18 protein-coding genes are annotated in these 21,383 nt (G+C 61.2%); 10 read left to right on the top strand and 8 right to left on the bottom strand.

Going from position 1 to position 21,383, the window contains the following annotated elements; genetic code table 11:
- Positions 1-81 precede the first annotated feature (81 nt).
- On the top strand, positions 82-726 hold the full coding sequence (locus tag HJC00_RS26230) for a ChrR family anti-sigma-E factor (protein ID WP_221122769.1): 645 nt from the start codon (positions 82-84) through the stop codon (positions 724-726).
- Between the two features lie 99 nt (positions 727-825).
- Positions 826-1,662 (top strand): SDR family oxidoreductase, encoded by an 837-nt coding sequence (locus HJC00_RS26235; protein ID WP_221122770.1) that lies wholly within the window; start codon positions 826-828, stop codon positions 1,660-1,662.
- A gap of 159 nt (positions 1,663-1,821) precedes the next feature.
- Here HJC00_RS26235 and HJC00_RS26240 read toward each other — a convergent pair whose 3' ends face one another.
- Positions 1,822-2,148 (bottom strand): hypothetical protein, encoded by a 327-nt coding sequence (locus tag HJC00_RS26240; RefSeq protein WP_210628166.1) that lies wholly within the window; start codon positions 2,146-2,148, stop codon positions 1,822-1,824.
- Between the two features lie 260 nt (positions 2,149-2,408).
- On the opposite strand from HJC00_RS26240, the gene HJC00_RS26245 reads away from it, so the two are divergent.
- Positions 2,409-3,074: an HAD-IA family hydrolase gene (locus HJC00_RS26245; RefSeq protein WP_405047658.1), complete on the top strand. Its 666-nt coding sequence runs from the start codon at positions 2,409-2,411 to the stop codon at positions 3,072-3,074.
- 30 nt (positions 3,075-3,104) lie between these two features.
- Here the strand turns inward: HJC00_RS26245 and HJC00_RS26250 are convergent, their stop codons facing one another.
- The 7 genes from HJC00_RS26250 to HJC00_RS26280 all read right to left on the bottom strand — a co-directional run bounded on the left by HJC00_RS26250 (position 3,105) and on the right by HJC00_RS26280 (position 13,301).
- Positions 3,105-5,762 (bottom strand): nitrate reductase, encoded by a 2,658-nt coding sequence (locus HJC00_RS26250; protein ID WP_221164822.1) that lies wholly within the window; start codon positions 5,760-5,762, stop codon positions 3,105-3,107.
- Positions 5,763-6,107, bottom strand: a complete 345-nt coding sequence (gene nirD / locus HJC00_RS26255; RefSeq protein WP_210628163.1) for a nitrite reductase small subunit NirD — start codon at positions 6,105-6,107, stop codon at positions 5,763-5,765.
- 10 nt (positions 6,108-6,117) lie between these two features.
- Entirely contained in the window at positions 6,118-8,568 is a 2,451-nt protein-coding gene (nirB, locus tag HJC00_RS26260; RefSeq protein WP_210628162.1) for a nitrite reductase large subunit NirB, read from the bottom strand.
- Between the two features lie 16 nt (positions 8,569-8,584).
- Positions 8,585-9,826, bottom strand: coding sequence for a nitrate/nitrite transporter (locus HJC00_RS26265; RefSeq protein WP_221122772.1), 1,242 nt, complete (start codon positions 9,824-9,826; stop codon positions 8,585-8,587).
- 482 nt (positions 9,827-10,308) lie between these two features.
- Entirely contained in the window at positions 10,309-11,589 is a 1,281-nt protein-coding gene (locus HJC00_RS26270; protein ID WP_221122773.1) for a CmpA/NrtA family ABC transporter substrate-binding protein, read from the bottom strand.
- Between the two features lie 34 nt (positions 11,590-11,623).
- Complete coding sequence (locus HJC00_RS26275) at positions 11,624-12,211, bottom strand: ANTAR domain-containing response regulator (RefSeq protein ID WP_011425077.1); 588 nt, start codon at positions 12,209-12,211, stop codon at positions 11,624-11,626.
- Positions 12,212-12,296: 85 nt separating this feature from the next.
- Complete coding sequence (locus HJC00_RS26280; RefSeq protein WP_221122774.1) at positions 12,297-13,301, bottom strand: LacI family DNA-binding transcriptional regulator; 1,005 nt, start codon at positions 13,299-13,301, stop codon at positions 12,297-12,299.
- A 224-nt stretch (positions 13,302-13,525) separates the two neighbouring features.
- Here HJC00_RS26280 and HJC00_RS26285 point away from each other — a divergent pair, with 224 nt between their 5' ends.
- The 7 genes from HJC00_RS26285 to HJC00_RS26315 all read left to right on the top strand — a co-directional run bounded on the left by HJC00_RS26285 (position 13,526) and on the right by HJC00_RS26315 (position 21,381).
- On the top strand, positions 13,526-14,665 hold the full coding sequence (locus HJC00_RS26285) for a sugar ABC transporter substrate-binding protein (protein ID WP_210628158.1): 1,140 nt from the start codon (positions 13,526-13,528) through the stop codon (positions 14,663-14,665).
- Positions 14,666-14,740: 75 nt separating this feature from the next.
- Entirely contained in the window at positions 14,741-16,279 is a 1,539-nt protein-coding gene (locus HJC00_RS26290) for a sugar ABC transporter ATP-binding protein (protein WP_221122775.1), read from the top strand.
- Positions 16,276-17,271 (top strand): ABC transporter permease, encoded by a 996-nt coding sequence (locus tag HJC00_RS26295; protein WP_210628156.1) that lies wholly within the window; start codon positions 16,276-16,278, stop codon positions 17,269-17,271. Before HJC00_RS26290 ends, HJC00_RS26295 begins: the two co-directional genes overlap by 4 nt.
- Complete coding sequence (locus HJC00_RS26300; protein ID WP_210628155.1) at positions 17,268-18,248, top strand: ABC transporter permease; 981 nt, start codon at positions 17,268-17,270, stop codon at positions 18,246-18,248. Before HJC00_RS26295 ends, HJC00_RS26300 begins: the two co-directional genes overlap by 4 nt.
- A 323-nt stretch (positions 18,249-18,571) precedes the next feature.
- Positions 18,572-19,231 (top strand): peroxiredoxin, encoded by a 660-nt coding sequence (locus HJC00_RS26305; protein WP_221164823.1) that lies wholly within the window; start codon positions 18,572-18,574, stop codon positions 19,229-19,231.
- 146 nt (positions 19,232-19,377) lie between these two features.
- Entirely contained in the window at positions 19,378-20,334 is a 957-nt protein-coding gene (locus HJC00_RS26310) for a lytic transglycosylase domain-containing protein (RefSeq protein ID WP_221154919.1), read from the top strand.
- A 93-nt stretch (positions 20,335-20,427) separates the two neighbouring features.
- Complete coding sequence (locus HJC00_RS26315) at positions 20,428-21,381, top strand: NAD(P)-dependent oxidoreductase (RefSeq protein ID WP_221146530.1); 954 nt, start codon at positions 20,428-20,430, stop codon at positions 21,379-21,381.
- The last annotated feature ends 2 nt before the right edge of the window (positions 21,382-21,383 follow it).

Consider the following 21,383-nt stretch of genomic DNA (forward strand, 5'->3'; position numbering starts at 1 on the left):
GATCCGAAGATTGACTTTCCCCGTACGGATGAGGACAAAGCGACAACGGAACACGGGCAGCGGGGCGTGGCCGAAAACCGAATGGATTACAAGCAGATCGACACGATCGACGCATTGATGGCGCATTATGTCGCCGGCTCCTTGCCCGAGCCGGCACGCGTGCTCGTACACTCCCACCTGGAAATGAAACCTGACAATCGCAACTTGGTGAAGGCACTCGAGCTGCTGGCCGGAGAGGCGCTGGAAAACACGACGGAAGCCGCCATTGCCGACCGCAAGCAGCACCTTGCGGCAATCTTCTCCACCGCTTCTTCCGATTCTGAGCCAGAGGCAGCCAGGAGACCGGCAACTGCGCTGTTTCCCCGTGGGCTGCGCGACCTTGTCGGCTTCGAAGTCGAGGAGGTCGCCTGGCGCAGGCGGCTGCCCGGATTTAAAGAATACTCGCTCAACATGGACGGCTGCGAGGTCCGTCTGATGTGGATTCGCCCTGGACGCGCCTTTCCGGCGCACACGCATAAAGGCGTGGAACTGATCCTCGTTCTCGACGGGGCTTTCAACGATGAGCGCGGCCATTTCGGCCCCGGCGACATCTCGATTGCCGATGAAACTGTCGATCACCGGCCGGTTGCCGAAAGGGACAGGCCTTGCATTGCCTTGGCTGTTTCGGATGGACCGATCCGGCTGACCGGGTCCTTTCGTCAGATGATCGGCGACCTGATCGGCTGAAAGCAGCCACAATGGTGTGATAAAGCCGTAAATCCGGGAGGCGCAAAGAACTTCCGGGCCTGTTTTCGTGCTGGTCAGGCAGAGCCGGAGGAGCATGTCATGCGTGATTTCATCGCCCGTCCCGAACATGGAATCGTCTGGATCTCGGGCGCGAGCTCGGGTATCGGCCGGGCGCTTGCGCTGAAGCTTGCCGGCGAAGGATACAAGGTCGCGGTCACCGCCAGAAGCCACGAAAAGCTGGTCGAGCTGCAGGCCGAAGCCAGCGGCCTTTCCGGCAACATTATCGTCCTCGACGGTGATGTCACCGATGCTGAGGACATGGAACATGTCCTGGCCTCGATCGAATATGAGCATGGCACGCTGGCCATGGCCATCCTCAATGCCGGTATCCATCTGCCTGTTCACGCCGAAGACCTGAACCGCGCCGATTTCGAAATGAGCTTTGCGGTCAATCTTTCCGGCGTCGTCAACTGTCTGTTGCCGACGATCCGCCATATGAAAGCGAAAGGGCAGGGACAGATCGCCATCGTCTCTTCCGCCACAGGCTATGGGGGCCTGCCGACGGGGGCTGCCTATGGCGCCACCAAGGCGGCGTTGATCAACATGGCCGAAAGCCTGAAATTCGATCTCGACAAGATGGGCATCCGCATCCAGCTCATCAGCCCTGGCTTCGTTGACACGCCGTCAGTGGGGAAGAGCGCATTTCCCATGTCAGCGGCGCTGGTGTCGCCCGAGGAGGCTGCCCGCCAGATTGCTGCCGGGCTGAAATCGGAGGCTTTCGAGATCGCTTTCCCCAGGCGCTTCACGACGATGCTGAAGCTGGCGCGTCTGCTGCCTTATGGCGCTTATTTCCCGCTGATGAACCATCTGACTGGCTGGCGGCAGCGGCCACCGCTCGATGATCACCATCCGGTGATGCCGCACCCTGCGGAATGATCAATGGCGCAATAAGACGGGTGGTCGGAACGCGCGGATCAAAAGGTCTGATGCGGAAGAAGTCTTTATTCGCCGCGACATGAAAAGGCCGGCATAAACCGGCCTTTTCCGATGTGGTGCGCTTTTGCGCGACATGTTTCAAAACGGGCGATTGCCTGCTCAGTTGTCGTATTCGCGGCAAGCTTCGCTGATTGATGCGCCGCTCTCACCGCCGCGCGTATCGACACCGGTCCGCTGCTGCGGCATGCCGGCGCATTCCATCGCCTGCGGCGGTTGGATGCTCTGGGTCGTGGTCGGATCGACGGGCGCGACCTGGACAGGGTGCATGCCATTGTCGCTGTTGGTGTAATCGGACGAATAGTTACCCGAACCCGGATCGGTCGAGCCGCCATTTGTCGGTCCGATGGGATCCGGATTCGACTGAGCAAAGGCTGACGATGCCATGCCGATCGCGAGCAGCGAAGCGGCAATAAGGGATTTGGTCATGAGGATATCCTCCTTTGATTTTCATCACGGATGACCTCTGAGTAACCACCTGCAGGAGTCATTGTTCCGATCTTTTTGAAAAACCTGCACGCGGAGTTTGCATCGTGCGCAAACCTTAACGGCCCAAGTTGCTGGAAAGGCTCCAAACCACGCAGCGTCGCTGTCCTGCGCAGGCTTGCAAAACGCAGCGATTTGCCGTTTCATCGGCACCACCACCGTCCGACACTCCTCCTTATCGAGCTACGCCCTTGTACCCGCCGATGCCCCATGGCTTCGAAAAGCCTTATGCCGCCTTCCTCTTCGACATGGACGGCACCATCCTCAATTCGATCCTCGCGGCCGAGCGTGTTTGGAGCGACTGGGCAAGAGGCCATGGGCTCGATGTCGGCGCCTTCTTGCCGAAGATGCATGGATCGCGTGGCATTGACACAATCACCCGGCTTAACCTGCCGGGCGTCGATCCCGAACACGAGGCAAGGCTGGTGACCGAGGCTGAAATTGCCGATGTCGGCGATGTCGTTGCCATTTCCGGTGCCGCGGCGTTCCTCAGTTCGCTGCCGCTGGATCGCTGGGCGATCGTCACCTCTTCGCCCTCGCGTCTTGCCCACCGCCGGATGGAAGCGGCTGGCCTGCCTCTGCCGAAATTCATGGTGACGGCGGAGGATGTGACGGTCGGAAAGCCCGATCCGCAATGTTATATTCTCGGCGCCGAACGCCTCGGCGTCAGCACGCGGGATTGTCTGGTGTTTGAGGATGTTGCAGCTGGCATCAAGGCCGCCGAGGCGGCGGGCGCTGATGTCATGGTCGTTACGGCAACCCATCACCATAAGATGGAGACGCCGCATCCGACCATCTCTTCCTATGACGAGATCGCCGTCCGCATCTCAGCCGACCGTCAAATGCTTGTCGTTCCGAGCGCAACCTGACATCCGACGTCAGCATCCGCGGTTGCGCATTCACTCCGCCGCTGCGGCAAGACAGCGATCGATGATCCTGCCGATTTCGCTGCGGCAGGAGCCGCAATTGGTTCCGGCGCTCGTTTCCTTGCCCACCGCTTCGACGCTATGGCATCCGCCGCGCACCGCGGCAGCGATCTGGTTGACCCCGATACTGAAGCAGGAGCAGACGGTGGCACCGGGATCCGGTCGACCGGCCCCGGGGCGGCCTGCGACCAGCGCAAAGCGTTTCCTGAGGTCGCCATGCACGACGGAGAGTTGCGAGATTGCCCAGTTGCGTGCGACGGCAACCGGTTCGCGAGCGAGAAACAGAGCGGCAAGCAGGATCTCGCCATCGAAGAAGGCGAGCCTCAGGTCGCCGGATTGCCGATCGGCGTAACCCAGGGGTTCGATCTCGGCCGGAATGGCGAAGACCTTCCGGCACCAAGCCGTCCAGTCTTCGACAGCCTCGGTGAAGGCAAGCTCCAGCCGCCAGCCGCCGGCAGCCTTTGCCACCGCCCAATAGGCCGCGGCGGGTGTGTCCGGTTTGATGGCCGAGACCGCGAAACCGTAATGGGTGGCGCGGAAGGGCCGAACGGCAACGGCAACATTCTTCGACGCCGGTTGGCCGGAAAGAGGGTCGGTGATCGGCGCGACCACGGCGTCGATCCGCGCTTTTGCCGCGAACTGGTCGTTCCAGTGCATCGGTGCGAAAACGCCGCCGCGCGCTTGGCGGTCGGCCACCAGCGCCCGCACGATTGCTGTGCCCTGGGGGCTCTCGATTTCGACGAGGCCGGCGCTTGATATGCCGTTCTCGATCGCATCGCGCGGATGGATCTCGGCAAAGGGTTCGGCGATATGGGCGGAAAGCCGCGCGCTCTTTCCGGTTCGTGTCATCGTGTGCCACTGGTCGCGGATGCGGCCGGTGTTCAGGGTGAAGGGAAAATCGGCATTGGTACGATCGGTTGCCGTTGGTTTGACCGCAACGAAGCGCGCCTTGCCATCGGGATGGAAGAAGCCGCCCCCGGCGAAGAAGCGGGTGACGGCGGGAGCCGTCCCTGCCGGCTGCGGCCATTGAAAGGGCGACAGTTCGTCGAAGGCGCCACCGCTGATGTCGGCGTGGACGCCGATATCGAAGTCGCGGCTGCCGTTGTTTTCGAAGGCGGAAAGCGCGGCATGTTCCCCAAAGATTGCCGCCGGCGCGTCAAAGTTGAAGGCGGCGCCGAATCCCATGCGGCGTCCGACCTCCGCAAGCTGCCACCAGTCGGCCCTGGCGTCGCCCGGGACGTCGAGAAACGGCCGCTGCCTGGAAATGCGGCGTTCGGAATTGGTGACGGTACCATTCTTCTCGCCCCAGCCGAGCGAGGGCAAAAGCACATGGGCGTGGCGGGTCGTATCCGTCTCTTTCAGGATGTCCGACACGACGACGAAGGGACAGGCGGCGATCGCGCTTTCGACGCTGTCGGCATCCGGCATCGACACAACAGGATTGGTGGCCATCACCCAGAGCGCCTTGATGCGCCCGTCCGCCACTGCGCGGAACATGTCGACCGCTTTCAAACCGGGCTTTGCGGCAATGACGGGCGAATTCCAGAAGCGTCGCACGCGGTCCCGGTCATCCGCATTCTCGATCGCCATATGGGCCGCAAGCATATTGGCAAGGCCGCCGACCTCACGCCCGCCCATGGCGTTGGGCTGGCCGGTCAGCGAGAACGGCCCCATGCCGGGACGGCCGATGCGGCCGGTCGCGAGGTGGCAGTTGAGGATGGCATTGACCTTGTCGGTGCCGGAGGAGGATTGGTTGACGCCCTGGCTGTAGCAGGTGACAACCTTCTCAGTCGTCTCGAACAGGCGGAAGAACTCCCGGATCTGCATGGCCGGCAGGCCGGTCCGTTCCAGGAGCTCGTTGATATCAAGCGCGGCCGCTGCCGCAAAGGCGTCGCCGAAGCCTTCCGTATGGGCGGCGATATAGTTCTGGTCGATCGCCGGGCTCGTGGCGAGATGCGCAAGCAGTCCCGTGAACAGGGCGACGTCGCCGTCCGGGCGGATTGCGAGATGCAGGTCGGCGATATCGCATGTCATCGTCCGGCGCGGGTCGATGACAACGATGCGCATGTTGGGCCGCACCACCTTTGCGGCAGCGAGCCGCTGGTAGATGACAGGGTGGCACCAGGCGAGGTTGGAGCCGGTCAGGACCACCAGGTCGGCAAGCTCGATATCCTCATAGGTTCCGGGCACCGTATCGGCGCCGAAAGCACGACGATGGCCCGCGACGGACGAGGACATGCAGAGCCTGGAATTGGTGTCGATATTAGCTGAGCCGATGAAGCCCTTCATCAGCTTGTTGGCGATGTAATAATCTTCGGTCAGCAGTTGCCCCGAGACGTAGAAGGCAACCGAATCCGGCCCGTGTTCGGCGACGGTTTCGGAAAAGCGCCGGGCGACGAGATCGAGCGCCTCCTCCCAGCCGCTGCGTTCGCCCGAGATTTCGGGATAGAGAAGCCGGCCGTCGAGATCGATGGTTTCGGCAAGAGCCGAACCCTTTGAGCAGAGCCGGCCGAAATTCGACGGATGCTCGGGATCGCCCTTGACGCTGACCGCGCCAGCCTCGTCGACCGTGGCGACGACGCCGCAGCCGACGCCACAATAGGGACACGTGGTCTTGACCTCTGTCGTCATCTATTCCGCCGCCATCATCAGGCTTTCGAGCGCGATGAAGAGAGCGCCGTCCTCGTTACGGATCGGGATGATCCGCACCGCGCCCTCGTCGGCGCCGAGCGCCTTGCCGGTTTCGAGAGAGATCACCCAGTTGTGCAGAGGGCAGGTGACGGCTTTGGCGTGCACGATCCCTTGCGAGAGCGGACCGCCCTTGTGCGGGCAGTGGTCCTCGATGGCGAAAACCTCATTTTCGGCCGTGCGGAAGACGGCGATCTTGCCCTGCGGCGTCTTCACGCAGCGTGCACCACGCAAGGGGATATCGGAGATGTCACCGATCGGATGCCAGTTTTCATTGGGCCAGGTCATATCAATCTCCTTATTCAGCTGCCTGCGGGTAGCCGATCGTCGCCATCGGCTTGAACTCGTGCTTGTCCTTGCCGGAGACACGCTCCGACCACGGATCGACCTGGGCGAATTTCTGGGAGAAGACGAAGCGGTCGTAATAGGCTTTGCGCTTTTCGGCATCGCCCATGATCTGCCGGCGGATTTCCTCCAGGCCGATACGCTTGGCCCACTTGTAGATGCGCTCGAGGTACCGGGCCTGTTCGCGATACATCTGCGTCAGGGCCACGATATGCTCCAGCGCCTCGTCTTCGGTCTTCACCAGCCCGAGCACCTCGGTGCCCTTGATGTCGAGACCGGCCGCACCGGCGAAGTGGATCTCGAAACCGGAATCCACACAGATCACGCCGATATCCTTGCAGGTTGCTTCCGCGCAGTTGCGCGGGCAGCCGGACACCGCCATTTTCAGCTTGGCCGGCGTCCAGGAGCCCCACATGAACTTCTCGATGCGGATGCCGAGCCCGGTCGAATCCTGGGTGCCGAAACGGCACCAGTCCGATCCCACACAGGTCTTCACGGTACGCAGACCCTTGGCATAGGCCTGGCCCGAGACGAAGCCGGCCTTGCCGAGATCGGCCCAGACGGCGGGTAGATCTTCCTTCTCGATGCCGAGCAGGTCGATGCGCTGGCCGCCCGTCACCTTCACCATCGGGATCTCGAACTTGTCGACGACATCGGCGATAGCGCGCAGCTCGTTCGAATTGGTGACGCCGCCCCACATGCGCGGAACGACGGAATAGGTGCCGTCCTTCTGGATATTGGCGTGGACGCGCTCGTTGATGAAACGCGACTGATAGTCGTCGGCATATTCATCCGGCCAGTCGCAGACGAGGTAATAGTTGAGCGCCGGCCGACATTTGGCGCAGCCGCATGAAGTTTTCCATTCCAGCTCCTGCATGACGGCAGGGATGCTCTTCAGGCCCTTGGCCTTGATCAGCCGGCGAACGTCGTCATGGCCAAGCTCGGTGCAGGTGCACATCGGCTGCACGGCAGCCGGATTGTAGCTGTCGCCGAGCGTCAGCGCCATCAGTTGCTCGACGAGGCCGGTGCAGGAGCCGCACGAGGCGGATGCCTTCGTATGGGCGCGCACATCGTCGAGCGACGTCAGCCCCTTCGACTTGATCGTCGAGGTGATCTTGCCCTTGCATACGCCGTTGCAGCCACAGATTTCCGCGTCATCCGGCAAGGCTGCAACGGCCGCCATAGGGTCCAGCGGCGACCCTCCCTGATAGGCCTGACCGAAGATCAGCGTTTCGCGCATCTCCGAAATGTCGGTCGCCTTCTTCTTCAGGTCGTTGAACCACGCGCCGTCGGCGGTTTCGCCATAGAGCACGGTGCCGATGATCTTGTTGTCCTTCAGGACCAGGCGCTTGTAGACGCCGGCGCTGGCATCGCGCAGCACTATCTCCTCGCGATCGTCGCCGTCGGCGAAATCGCCGAGCGAATAGAGTTCGATGCCGGTGACCTTCAGCTTGGTCGGCGTGTCCGCGTGAACGAAGGCGGGGGACCGATCGCCCGAGAGATGGGCGGCGGCGATACGGGCCATTTCATAGAGCGGCGCGACGAGGCCGTAGACCATGCCGCCCACCTCGGCGCATTCGCCGAGCGCCAGGATATCGCCGTCAGAGGTCTGCATGCCGGCATCGACGACGATGCCGCGGTTGACCGCAAGACCGGCGTCCTTCGCCAGACCGACATTCGGCCGGATGCCGACGGCCATGACGACGAGGGTTGCCGGGATGATGCGGCCGTCATCGAGCTCGATGCCTTCGACCCTGCCGTTGCCGATGATTGCCTTGGTGTTAGCCTTGCAGATCACCTTGATGCCGCGTTCCTCGACCGCCTTCTGCAGGAGATAGCCGGCGGCAGGATCGAGCTGGCGCTCCATCAGCGTCGGCATGACGTGCAGGACGGTGACGTCCATGCCGCGCTGGGCAAGGCCGGCCGCCGCTTCCAGACCGAGCAGGCCGCCGCCGATGACGACGGCCTTTTCGCGCGACTGGGCGGCAAGCAGCATGGCCTGCACGTCGTCGAGATCGCGATAGGTGATGACGCCCGGCAGATCCTTGCCTGGAACCGGGATGATGAAGGGCACCGAACCGGTTGCGATCACCAGCTTGTCGTAGCTTTCGGTGACGCCGTGGTCTGACGTTACGGTCTTGGCTTCGCGATCGATGTTGACGATCTTGTGGCCCTTGTAGAGCATGATGCCGTGCTTGATATACCAGCCGTCACCGTGAATGATGATCTGCTCGTAGTCCTTTTCCCCGGAGAGAACCGGCGACAGCATGATGCGGTCGTAATTGACGCGCGGCTCGGCATTGAAGATCGTCACTTCATAGCGTCCGGGCGCCTGTTCGAAGAGGTGCTCCAGCATGCGCCCGGGCGCCATGCCATTGCCGATGATAACGAGTTTTTCAGTCATATCTACAGTCCTTAGATCAGGTTGCAGCCACGGGCGCGGAGTGCCCCTCGCGCGACAATTGCTTGACGGACAGGTGCATCCAGATGAGCGAGATCGCGACGATCGCGAAAAGCAGCAGGAAACAGCTGGACCAAAGGCCGGTCATATCCTTGAGGAGGCCAAAGGTGATCGGCAGGATGAAGCCGCCGAGCCCGCCCATCATGCCGACGATGCCGCCGACGGCGCCGACGCTGTCGGGGTAGTAGGCCGGAATGTGCTTGTAGACGGCGGCCTTGCCGAGGCTCATGAAGAAGCCGAGCGCGAAGATGACGACGATGAAGATGACCGGAGTGATCGCTGTGGCCGGCAGCGAAAGGATGAGGGTGGCCACAGCCGACACGGCAAACATCGCGTACATGACGCTGCGCGCGCCCTTCTTGTCCGACAGCACGCCGCCGAAGGCGCGGAAGATGCTGCCCGGGATGGAGTAGGCGGCCGCGATCATGCCGGCCGTTTCCAGGTTGAAGCCGTAGACGCCGACGAGATAGCGCGGCAGCCACAATGAAAGGGCGACGAAGCCGCCGAAGGCGAAGAAATAATAGAGCGAGAAGCGCCAGACCTGAACGTTCTGCAGCGGCGCGAATTCCTCGGCCAGGCTCTTGGAGGCGACGCCGCGGTTGCGGCGCAGCCGGAAGGCAGGGTCATCTGATGTGGTGAACCAGAAGACGATTGCCATCAGCGCCAGGCCGACGGCCCAGATCTCGGCAACCGCCTGCCAGCCCCATGCGAGCAGAACGAAGGGGGCCGCGAATTTGGTGACGGCCGCGCCGACATTGCCGGCGCCGAAGATGCCGAGCGCCGTCCCCTGCTTCTCCGCCGGGAAGAAAGGCGAGACATAGGCGACGCCGACTGCGAAGGAGCCGCCGGCGAGACCGACACCGAGGCCGGCGATCAGCATCTGCGTGTAGGTGTGAGCGTAGGAAAGCAGGAACGTCGCCAATGCGGCGGCAAGCATCGTCAGCGTGTAAACGAGACGGCCGCCGTAACGCCCTGTCCAGATGCCGAGAACGATGCGGACGATCGAACCTGTGAGCACGGGCGTGCCGATCAGCAGGCCGAACTCGGCCTCGTTCAGCCCGAGTTCCTGTTTGATGCGGATGCCGATGATCGCGAAGATCGTCCACACGGCAAAACAGAGGGTGAAGGCCACAGTGGAGATCCACAGTGCTTTGGCTGGTTCGCCGGCTGACATGGGCTGCACTTTCTCAATGGCAGACATAGCTTCTCCGTGGCCCGACAAGGTCGTGCCGATCCATTGCTGGGGGTTAAAACAAAAAAGCCGCTGGTCAGGACGCGCTTGCACGAGGCGCGCGAATATCCTGATCAGCGGCTTTGCTGGCGGCGTCCGCCGTTGGACGCCCAATCATTGGCCTTCCGGCCTATCTACCTCAAAGCAACCCGAAGACCGGGTTGCCGAAAATTTGATCGACTACCGTTTGCTTTGCATGTCGCAACGTAGCCCGTGTCTTGATGAGCGCCTGCGTGTGCCCTTGCCCCGATCGTCGTTGATCTGTGCAATACAAGCAATGCAAACCGCGTGCCAATTTTCTGCGTGTTGCTCAAGTCTTTGAAATAAAAGCTCTTCGAGGGAGATTTTGGCCTTGCCTGTTTTTCGAGCAGCGGCAGAAGTGCAAATCTTTTGTGCGTTGCGATAGGGCGAGCGCCGATCCGTGCTGGCGTTTTGTGCAGGCAGGTCTGGCATCAGCTTTCGTCGTTGCCGGTGAAGAAGGGCAGGGTACTCCTGACGGCAAAGCCCGCGACATAATCCGGCAGCTCTGCGGGATCGAAGATCCGACCATCCATGAAGCGATCGTTCTCTTCGCCGCCTTCGATGCGAATATCGGCGTCAACAGGCGCGTTGTTGTCGCCTAGAGCTGCGCGATAGAGGTCCGGGCGGTAGGCGGAGGTGGCGGCCCGTGCCTTGTTGAGGCTGGTCTCGGCCTGCCCCCAGCGAATCATCTGGCTGTAAATCCAGAGGGCATGGCTCGGCCTCGGATAGTTGGCGAAACCGGAATGGAACTGGAAATAATCGGGGATGACGCGGCGGTTGCTCCTGGCATCGAGGTTGAATTCGCCGGCGAGAACGCTGCGGATGATGTTTACCGGGGCGGCGATGTAACGGGGATCGGCAAGGGCGGCCGCCAACGCGTCGTGATTGTCCGAGCGGTCGCACCAACGCGCTGCAGCGTCGAGCGCCACGATCAATCGGGAAACGGTTTCGGGATGGCTTTCGGCCCAATCCGGCCGCATGCCGATCACCTTTTCAGGAGCCGAGGGCCAAATATCCTGCTTGGCGGCGACGATACGGCCGAGCCCGCGCTCAGAGGCAACCATATTCCACGGGGCGCCTACACAGAACCCGTCGATCGCACCGGCCGCCAGCGCGTCGGACGTCATCGGCGGCGGCACGACGACGAGCTTGACGTCCTTGTCGGGATCGATGCCGCCCGCCGCCAGCCAGTAACGGAATTCGTAATTATGGGAAGAGAAGGGATAGGTAACGCCGAAGGTCGGCAGCGGCTCTTCGCGTGCCTTCATTATCGCCAATGTCTTTGCCAAGGCGCAGGCATTGGCGAGCGCGCCTGCCGTTTCCGGCAAGCGGGCGTCCTCGCGCATCCTCTCGAAGAGCCGGGCCGACAGGGTGATGGCATTGCCGCCGCGCCCCAACGAAAAAGGCGTGATCGTCGGCGACGGGTTGGAACCGAGGCCGAGCATCGAAGCGACCGGCATCGGCGAAAGCATATGGGCGATGTCGAACTGGCGAAACGCCAGGCGGTCGCGAACATTCGCCCAGGAAACGTCCTTGACGAGATCGAGGGTCAGGCCTTCTTTCCGTGCAAAACCGAATTCTGTCGCCGCAATCAGCACTGATGCGTCGACAAGCGGAATGAACCCCGCCCGCAGCACCTTCGCGCCTTCGTTGTTCACACGTGCGGGCAAGGGCAGCCCGCCGGAATTGGCGGTCTTCGTCATCATATCCACTCCGGTGTCCTCCGGAAACTCGCAATATCGGCCATTACATCAAAAGCCCCGCGGCGGTGACGACGCTCTGAGCGATCTCCGACATCTTCTTCTTTTCGTTCATTGCCGTCTGGCGCAGCAGGGCGAAGGCCTCTTCCTCGGAGAGGCCGCGCATTTTCATGAGTATGCCCTTGGCGCGCTCGATGAGCTTGCGTTCTTCAAGCGCCGAGCGGGCATCGGCGAGTTCGCGCCGCAGCCGGCTGAAGGCATTGAAGCGGCTGACGGCCATGTCGAGGATCGGCTTGACTCGCTCCTTCTTCAATCCGTCGACGATATAGGCCGAGACGCCGGCGTCGACGGCGGCCTCGATCGACGCCGTATCGGAGCGATCGACAAACATGGCGATCGGGCGGCTGACCGTGCGCGTCAGCTGGAACAGATGTTCCATCATATCGCGGTTGGGATTTTCGATATCGATGATGATCACGTCAGGCATCAGCGTTTCGATCGTTCGCGCGATGCCGTTGACCTCATGCACCACGGTGACGCGCGCATGCCCTGCCTCGCGCAGTCCTTCCTCGATGATGGAGGCGCGTATGGCATTTTCGTCGATCACCAGAATTGTCAGATCGCGATGCGTCATTGGTACAATTTATGACGCGCTGCAGCAATTTTTGCAAGATGTACGCCCGAAAAATGTGCGCAAGAAAACGCTGCACAAATTATAATCATGTTGCGGTGCTTTCGCGCGGAATTAAGGCGTAGCCAAGATCAATCTGCTGCCCTTTGGATGCGACGGAGGAGGTGAGCGCGGTCAGCACCTTTTCAGCGGCCAGTTTTCCGGTTTCGAAGCGGCGGGTCAGGACCGAAGAGAGGGACGGTGCGGCGCAGGCGGCAAATTCGAGATCATGAAATCCCATGATCGCTATGTCGTCCGGCACCCGAATGCCGCGTTTGCGGCACTCCTGCATGGCGCCGAGCGCCAGATTGTCATCCGTGCAGAAGATCGCCTCCGGAACCTCGCCGCCGGCACACGTGATGGCGAAGAGATTGGAGCCGAGCGCGACGGAGCTGTAGCGCGGCTTCTCGGCGATGATCTGCATATTCGGCAAATCGGCCTGCTGCATCGCCGCTCGGTAGCCGTCGAAGCGCGACTGAGCACGGTGATCGAGATTGCCGGTGAGGAACGCGATCCGGCGTAGGCCGCGTTCGATCAGATGTTGCGTGGCGGTCTGCCCGGCTTGTTCCTGCGACATGCCGATATTGAGATCGATCGGATCCGCCGAAAGCTCGAAGGTCTCGACCACGGGAAGATGCGCTTGTGCCAGAAGCTGCCGCGATAGTGGCGTGTGATGAGTACCAGTGATGATGATCGCCTCTACCCCCTGGCCGAGAAGCGCCTTGATGGCGTTTTCCTCCTCGATCTCGGAATAGCGGCTATTGACGACGATTACCTGGAAGCCCGCGGCGACCAGGACGTCGTGAAGCGCAAACAGATATTCCGCGAAGATGACGTTGTAGAGGGTCGGAACAATGACGCCGATCGCATGCGTGCGCGCGGAGGCGAGGCGGCTTGCGGCTATATTGGGGACATAGCCGAGTTCCTTGATGGCGGCGTCGACGCGCAGCCGCAGGGCTGGCGAGACCGCATGAGGCTTGCGTAATACTCTCGAAACAGTAATCGGGCTGACACCCGCGAGATTGGCAACGTCATCAAGGGTTATCCGCCGCATGGAGTTCCGCCGCTCGTTTGAAAAATCAGATTTCATATTCTCTCATGGCAAACAACATTGCCACAACTATAGTTGATAGCGCTAACAAATGCGATTTGACAGCGCTGTCAGCTATGTTAATTTGAAATGTACCGGAAAAATAGGGATGGAATATTTCCGGGCCAAATATGCACATTTAGAAGCATAGAAGAGGCGGCTCAGTTCGCCGGAGGAGGAAAACATTCATGCGTAAGGTGAAGAAAGCAAAACTCGCCCGTATTGCCGCGTTTTCTGCGTCCGCATTTGCCTTGCTCTGTGGCGCGGCCAGCGCGGAGCCAAAGGTCGTATCCGGTCCCGCCGCCGACCCCGGATGCATGGTGCCCTGGGCAGCGGACACACAGTTCCTGCAGTATCCGAAGAAGGACGGCCCCTATCGTATCGCGCTGGCGAACGGCTATATCGCCAATACTTGGCGTATCCAGATGGTGCAGACGGCCAAGGCCTATGCCGCTCAACCGGATGTCGCGGCCAAGCTCAAGGAATTCAAGGTTGTTTCGACCGGCGAGGACGTGCCGGCACAGATCTCCGCGATCAACAACTTCATCGATGCCGGTTATGACGCCATCGTGGTGAACGCTCAAAATCCCACCGCCTTCGGCCCGGTGATCAAGCGCGCCAAACAGGCCGGTGTGATCCTCGTTGCCTTCGACAACATTCTTGACACCAAGGACGCGATCAACGTCAACGTCGATCAGAAGGGGCTCGGCGTCATCTGGGCAGACTGGCTGATCAAGCATCTGCCGAATGGCGGCAAGGTGCTGGAAGTGCGCGGCGTCGCCGGCACTTCGGTGGACACGGATCGTCACAATGGCATCCATGAGACCCTGGACGCCTCCGGCAAGAAATTCACCGTGACCGAAGTGGTCGGAAAATGGGATGACGGCGTTGCTCAGAAGGCGGCGGCCGATGCCATCGCCACCAACGGCCCGTTCGACGGTATCACTGCCCAGGGCGGTGATACCGGCGTCGTGCAGGCGATGATCGATGCCAAACATCCCTTTGTTCCTTTCGGCGGTGAGACGGAAAACGGTTTCCGCAAATTCTGCGCCGCCCATGCCGCCGACGGCTTGAAATGTTCGTCCGCCGGCACGGGACCGGCCCAGGTCGCCGTCGCCATCAAGACCGCGATCGCGGCACTTGAGGGCCAGGTCGTGCCACAGGCGATCAAGCTGCCGACAGCGCTGGTTTCTGACCCGGATTTCAAGGATGGTCAGGATTATTATCCAACTCAATCCGACAACTTCTTCGTCGGCAATTCCTTCCCGACCTGCGGCATCAATTTTACCGCCCAGGAAATCATGGGGCAGACCAAAGAGAACCAATAGCAGCCTTCCTCGGATATGATTGCGGGTGTTCGCACCCGCAATCTGGCCACGACAGAGCGAACGGAGGCTGGACGCATGACTTTGTCCGAACCGATTTTCCGCATGGAAGGCATATCGAAGCGTTATGGCGGAGCCGTCGCGCTTAAGGATGCCCATATCGCCATTCGGCCAGGGGCGATTCATGCCGTCCTTGGCGAGAACGGCGCCGGCAAGTCCACACTGATCAAGATCATGGCGGGCGTCGTGGCGCCGGACGAAGGACACATGCTGCTTGATGGCAAGGAGGTCACCTTTGCCTCGCCGGCGGCCGCCAACGCCGCGGGCATCGTGTGCGTTTTCCAAGAGCTTTCGCTCATTCCCGATCTCTCTGTCGCCGATAACATCGTCATCAGCCATCCGCCACAGAGGTTCGGCATGATAGACCGGCACAAGCAGCGCAAGATAGCCGAGGAAGCGCTGGCTCGCGCCGGCGCGTCCGATATCCATCCTTCAGTATTGGTCAAAGAGCTACCCTTGTCTCGACGGCAAATGGTGGAGATTGCCAAGGCACTTGCCCGCGAGCCGCGACTGATGATCCTCGATGAGGCTACGTCGGCGCTGACGCAGGCGGATGTCGAAAAGGTCTTCGCCGTACTGAAGCGCCTGCGCGCCGAAGGGATGGCGCTTATCTACATCTCTCACCGCATGCACGAAATCGCCCAGCTGGCCGATGACTGCACGGTGTTCCGCAACGGCCGCAGCATCGAATCCTACCCGGCGGGCACCAAGAGCGATCAGCAGGTAGTCGAACTGATGATCGGCCGTGAATACACCAATGTCTTCCCGCCGAAGCCCGCGCATCGACCGGAGAAAAAACCGATCCTTTCCTGCCGCGATCTTTCCTGGGGCGATCGGCTCTCCGGCATCACTTTCGACATCAGGCCCGGCGAGATCGTCGGCCTCGGCGGGCTGGACGGCCAGGGGCAGCGCGATTTGCTGCTGGCCTTCTTCGGCGTGCTGCGTGACCTGAAAGGGGAGATCGCGATCGACGGCATGCCGGTCAGACTGAAGAGTCCCCGTCATGCCAAGTCTGGCGGCATATCCATGGCGTTGATCCCCGAGGACAGGAAGACCGAAGGGTTGATGCTGCCAATGACCGTGCGCGAGAACCTCTCGATTGCAGCCCTCGACCGCGTTTCGCGTAATGGCGTCATTGATCGGACGGCAGAGCGTCGCGAAATCGACGAACTGTTCAAGCTTCTGGCAATCAAGGCTGCGACGATCGACATGCCCGTTGCAGGCCTCTCAGGCGGCAACCAGCAGAAGGTGGTCATCGCCAAATGGCTGATGAACCGGCCGCGCATCATCCTGCTCAACGATCCGACGCGCGGCATAGACGTCGGCACCAAGCAGGAAATCTATCTGCTGCTGCGCAAGCTTGCGGATGCCGGAGCGGCCATCATCTTCTACTCCACCGACTATGACGAACTGATCGGATGCTGCGACCGGGTACTCGTCATGTATGATGGAAGCATTGTCCGCGAGCTTGAAGGCGCCGATATCAACGAACATGAGTTGATCGGCGCCGCGCTCAATATCGGCGGCGACCACGCACAACAAAGGACAGCGCCATGACAAGACTGGCTTTCGGCGAACGACGGTTTTGGTATGCGCAACAGAAGGGGACGTTGTTTGCCGCACTGCTCTTCATCGCCATGTTCGCCCTCTACGTTTCGAACCACCCGGCGGGTTTCACCCCCAATGTCGTGCAGACGGCATCGAATAAGGCGACGCTGCTTGCCTTTGTAGCGATGGCCCAGTGCCTGGTCGTCATCACCGCCGGCATTGACCTTTCGGCCGGCATGGTTTTGGTCCTCTGCAATTGCATTGCCTCCTGGCTGGTCGTCGGAACGCCGCTGGAGACGGCGGCGGGCGTCGTCGTGGTGCTGTTTGCCGGACTCGGCTGCGGCATGCTGAACGGGCTCATTATTATCTTCGGCCGGCTGCAGCCGATTGTCACGACGATTGCGACCAGCGCGATTTTCTACGGCTTGGCGCTATTGCTGCGGCCGACTCCCGGAGGCTCGGTCAACGAGGATCTGGCCGATGCGTTCACCTCGAAGCTTTTCGGGATCGTTCCGGCAAGCCTCACCGTCCTTCTCGCAGTCATCATCGTCATCTGGATACCGTTCAGCCGCTCGACGATAGGCAGGGCAGCCTATGCCGTCGGGTCGGCCGAGAATGCCGCCTTCATGTCGGCGATGCCGGTCAAGCGGGCAAAACTTGCCGCCTATGCCTTGGCCGGGCTCCTTTCGGCGATCGGCGGGCTCTATCTCACCTTCTTCTCCTATACCGGCGAAGCGGCCCTGGCGAGCGGCAACGCCTACACACTCTATTCGATTGCGGCGGTGGTGCTCGGCGGCGTTTCCCTCGCTGGCGGCAAGGGAAGTGCCGTCGGCGCCGTCTTCGGAGCCTTGGCATTCCGCACGATCGGCGACCTGCTGTTCGTCTTCGATTTCGATCCGCTTTGGCAGCCCCTTTTCCAGGGCGTCGTGTTGATGCTGGCGATCAGTATCGGCTGCGTCGGCCTTTCGAGGGTCCGCAATCGGCTGGAGTGGTTTCAATGAGCGAGGAAACTACTTTACGGCAGCTTCGAATGCCTGCACGGCTGCGCGGCGTCGATCCGGCGGTCGCCACCGCTTTCGGATGCATCATCCTGCTGCTGCTCGCTGGCTCAATTTATTCGCGGAATTTCCTGTCGCCCGATTATCTTCTGCAGCAGTTGAAGGTGGCCTCCTTCCTCGGTGTCATCGCCACCGGCATGATGGCGGTTATCCTGCTCGGCCAAATCGACCTTTCTGTCCCGTGGGTCGTGACCACAGGCGCGATGATGGCCTGCGCCGCGACGGCTTACGGAACGACGGGTTCGATCCTGGCAATCCCCTTCGGCATTTTCTGCGGATGCGCGATCGGCCTCGTCAATGGCGTGGCGGTCGCTTACCTCCGAATTCCCTCGATGATCATCACTTTGGCCACCAACGCTGTCGCGCAAGGGCTGATGGTCGTTTACACCGGCGGCTTCTCTCCCCAGGATTCGGCCTCGCCGGCCATGCGATTTCTCGCGGCCGGATATACCGTTCCCGGGCTACCGAATGGCGTTCTCGTCTGGTTCCTGATCGGCCTGCTTGCGGTCTTCCTGCTGACGCGCACGACCTTCGGCCGATCGCTTTATGCCATCGGAAACCGTGAGCGCGCCGCCTATCTGTCCGGCATCGACACACGCCGCATTACGCTTCTTGCCTTCGTCATGTCAGGGGGGCTCAGCGCGCTCGGGGGCGTGTTGCTGGCGGGTTACGCGTCGAAGGCGTCGCAATCCATGGGCGACGCCTATCTGCTGCCCTCGATTGCCGCCGTCGTCCTCGGCGGCACTCACGTGCTCGGCGGCAAAGGGTCCTATCTCGGGACAGTTGCCGGCGTCATCCTGATTACGCTGCTGCAGTCGATCCTTTCTGTAATGCAGATCGAGGAAGCAGGCCGCCAACTCATTTATGGCGCTGTCATCATCAGCATGCTCCTGCTTTACGGCCGCCAGCGGCCGATCTGACGGGCAGGTCCGGACTGCAGACCTCGCCGATCCGGCGCTGCTACGGCTTCGGTTCTCCAGCGACCGATAGAAAGACGATCGGTCTTGTTCTCGCGACAGGGCCGGAAAAATAATACCGGGCGCCGGCCGCAAATCGGAAGAGAATGCCTTCGGTTCTCGTGGTATATGGCTTAAGGAAATGCGACGAAGATCTTGGGATGGGACGGTTTTCTGTCCGCAGCTGCTGCGATCCGTAAATTGCGGTCGACGAAACCTCCGGCAGCCAGCGTCAGTGACCGCCATTTGAGATAACGAAACCCGACAACGGCTTTGGAGGGCCGACCATGAGCTTACGTATCAACGACATCGCCCCCGATTTCACCGCCGACACGACACAGGGACCGATCAGCTTCCATGATTGGATCGGCAACGGCTGGGCCGTGCTGTTCTCGCACCCGAAGAATTTCACGCCTGTCTGCACGACGGAGCTCGGCGCCATGGCCGGCCTCGCTGACGAGTTTTCCAAGCGCGGCGTCAAGATCATCGGCATCTCCGTCGATCCGGTAGAAAGCCATGCCAAGTGGAAAGGTGATATCAAGACCGCAACCGGCTTCGACGTCGATTATCCCCTGATCGGCGATAAGGACCTGAAGGTCGCCAAACTCTATGACATGCTGCCGGCTGGCGCCGGCGACAGCTCCGAAGGCCGCACGCCTGCCGACAACGCGACGGTGCGTTCGGTCTTCGTCATCGGCCCGGATAAGAAGATCAAGCTGATCCTGACCTATCCGATGACGACGGGCCGCAATTTCAACGAGATCCTGCGCGCCATCGACTCCATCCAGCTGACGGCCAAGCACCAGGTGGCGACGCCGGCGAACTGGAATCAGGGCGAAGATGTCATCATCACCGCCGCCGTTTCCAACGACGACGCGATCGCGCGTTTCGGCTCCTTCGATGCGGTTCTGCCCTATCTCAGGAAGACGAAGCAGCCATCGGCCTGAAACGGCTTTCAAATCCGTTCCCGGAGCCGCCGCGGCCATTGCCCGGCGGCTTTTTCATGCCCGCATTGCGAAATGGGGAAGCTTCGCGCCTTGATCGATGTTATCTAACATGAGCGTCGCGATGGAAGTTAACCTGCTGAGATCCGATGATAGGGCGAAAGCGTCAGTCCGGCATTTTGAGGAGATCGGCGAAGGCCTTGCTCTCGCTCTCCTTTCTGTTTTCCGCCGTCGACACGCCGAAAGCTCAGCCGGAAGAGAGTGCTGCCGAGCCGGCCTGTCTCTATTCGGGACCCTCGGCCTCGGGATCGGGCGAGAGGCTCTGCATCCGCAAAGACAGTTTCAATCGTGACCTCTGCAATGCGATCGAGCATTTCGCCGAGGCCAGTCGGTTGCCGCCAGCTTATTTCGCTCGGCTCATCTGGCGCGAAAGCACGTTTCGCCCCGACGCGGTCAGCTTCAAGGGCGCGCAGGGCATTGCGCAGTTCATGCCTGGAACGGCGAAACTTCGCGGCCTCGAGGACAGCTATCAGGCGCTGGAAGCCTTGAGGAAATCGGCGCAATATCTCGACGAGTTGCGTAACCGTTTCGGCAATCTCGGCCTTGCCGCCGCCGCCTATAACGCCGGCGAAAATGGTCTTGCGACTTACCTTACATCAGGCAGGTTACCCTACGAGACGCGTAACTACGTGATGGCGATCACCGCGCATACGGTCGAGGAGTGGAAGGACAATCCGCCTGAAGACGCGGCCGTCCCGCTGGACAGGAACAAGCCCTTCCTCGAAGGCTGCGTGGCGCTCGCCGAAAGCCGGATATTGAAGGACACGCCTTGGCGTCAGGAGGGCATTTGGGCACCCTGGGGCATCCAGCTGGCGGCGAATGCAGATATGGCGGTGGCGCGGCGCATGTTTCGCGATGCCGTGCAGGATCTGCCGGCGCCATTGAATGCGGAGCAGCCGTTGATCTTGCGCCAGCGCGATCGCAGCTTCGGGTTCCGCCCGCGTTACGCCGCCCGTATCGCCCGGCAGACACGTATGGAGGCCAACGACGTCTGCAGCCAGATCCGCAAGCATGGCGGCACCTGCCTCGTTTTCAGGAACCAATAGCAGGCCTGCCCCATTCGCGGCGAAAAGTCTGCTTGCGGGATCGCCGGACGGAGCAGCATAGTCGCAGCGGATCATGCCATCGGGAGGAAGACAATGCGTGTTTTGGTCATTGGGGCAACGGGCCACGTCGGAACCTATCTCATTCCCCGTCTAGTGGAGGCGGGTCACGACGTCGTCACCATCAGCCGCGGCGCGGCAAAGCCTTATACGGCAAACCGCGCCTGGGCCTCTGTCGATCAGCGACAGATGGACCGGGTAGAGATGGAGCGGAAGGGTGATTTCGGTCCGGCCGTGCGGGAAGCGAAAGCCGATATCGTCATCGATATGATCTGCTTCACGCTGGAAAGCGCCGAGCAGCTGGTGACGGCGCTGTCAGGGCATGTCGGCCACTTCCTGCATACCGGCACGATCTGGACACATGGATATCCGGTGGCCGTGCCGACACGGGAGGAAGCGCCGAAGTCTCCGTTCGGTGACTATGGCATCCAGAAGGCGGCGATCGAGACCTATCTGCTGCAGCAGGCAAGACTTCGGGGTTTTCCGGCGACCGTCATTCATCCCGGCCACATTGTCGGCCCCGGATGGGCGCCGCTCAATCCGGCCGGCAATTTTAATCTGCAGGTCTTTTCGACCCTGGCCCGCGGAGAGGATCTGGCGCTGCCCAATTTCGGCCTGGAGACCGTTCATCACGTCCATGCCGATGACGTGGCGGCGATGTTCATGGATGCGATCGCCAATCGGAACGCATCGATCGGCGAAAGTTTCCATGCGGTATCGGAGCAGGCCGTGACGCTTCGCGGTTACGCCGAATCCATCTCGCGATGGTTCGGGCGCGACCCGAAGCTCACCTTCGCGCCCTTCGACGTTTGGGCGAAAGGCCAGACGGCCGAGGACGCGGAGGCGACATGGGAGCACATCGCCCGCAGTCCGAACTGCTCGATTGCCAAAGCCCGGCGCCTGTTGGGCTATACCCCGAGATATACATCTCTGCAGGCGGTGCGGGAATCAGTCGGCTGGCTGGTCGGGCAGGGGCGGATCAAGACCTGATC

Source organism: Rhizobium sp. NLR22b (assembly GCF_019685295.1).
Lineage (GTDB): Bacteria > Pseudomonadota > Alphaproteobacteria > Rhizobiales > Rhizobiaceae > Rhizobium.

Bases quoted from the DNA above. Each gene is read 5' to 3' on its own strand.
- HJC00_RS26265 (WP_221122772.1), bottom strand. From the start codon at position 9,826: ATGTCTGCCATTGAGAAAGTGCAGCCCATGTCAGCCGGCGAACCAGCC.
- HJC00_RS26250 (WP_221164822.1), bottom strand. From the start codon at position 5,762: ATGACGACAGAGGTCAAGACCACGTGTCCCTATTGTGGCGTCGGCTGC.
- HJC00_RS26310 (WP_221154919.1), top strand. From the start codon at position 19,378: ATGATAGGGCGAAAGCGTCAGTCCGGCATTTTGAGGAGATCGGCGAAG.
- HJC00_RS26245 (WP_405047658.1), top strand. From the start codon at position 2,409: ATGCCCCATGGCTTCGAAAAGCCTTATGCCGCCTTCCTCTTCGACATG.
- nirB (WP_210628162.1), bottom strand. From the start codon at position 8,568: ATGACTGAAAAACTCGTTATCATCGGCAATGGCATGGCGCCCGGGCGC.
- HJC00_RS26240 (WP_210628166.1), bottom strand. From the start codon at position 2,148: ATGACCAAATCCCTTATTGCCGCTTCGCTGCTCGCGATCGGCATGGCA.
- HJC00_RS26285 (WP_210628158.1), top strand. From the start codon at position 13,526: ATGCGTAAGGTGAAGAAAGCAAAACTCGCCCGTATTGCCGCGTTTTCT.
- HJC00_RS26230 (WP_221122769.1), top strand. From the start codon at position 82: ATGGATTACAAGCAGATCGACACGATCGACGCATTGATGGCGCATTAT.
- HJC00_RS26275 (WP_011425077.1), bottom strand. From the start codon at position 12,211: ATGACGCATCGCGATCTGACAATTCTGGTGATCGACGAAAATGCCATA.
- HJC00_RS26305 (WP_221164823.1), top strand. From the start codon at position 18,572: ATGAGCTTACGTATCAACGACATCGCCCCCGATTTCACCGCCGACACG.
- HJC00_RS26315 (WP_221146530.1), top strand. From the start codon at position 20,428: ATGCGTGTTTTGGTCATTGGGGCAACGGGCCACGTCGGAACCTATCTC.
- HJC00_RS26235 (WP_221122770.1), top strand. From the start codon at position 826: ATGCGTGATTTCATCGCCCGTCCCGAACATGGAATCGTCTGGATCTCG.
- HJC00_RS26290 (WP_221122775.1), top strand. From the start codon at position 14,741: ATGACTTTGTCCGAACCGATTTTCCGCATGGAAGGCATATCGAAGCGT.
- HJC00_RS26300 (WP_210628155.1), top strand. From the start codon at position 17,268: ATGAGCGAGGAAACTACTTTACGGCAGCTTCGAATGCCTGCACGGCTG.
- nirD (WP_210628163.1), bottom strand. From the start codon at position 6,107: ATGACCTGGCCCAATGAAAACTGGCATCCGATCGGTGACATCTCCGAT.
- HJC00_RS26295 (WP_210628156.1), top strand. From the start codon at position 16,276: ATGACAAGACTGGCTTTCGGCGAACGACGGTTTTGGTATGCGCAACAG.
- HJC00_RS26280 (WP_221122774.1), bottom strand. From the start codon at position 13,301: ATGCGGCGGATAACCCTTGATGACGTTGCCAATCTCGCGGGTGTCAGC.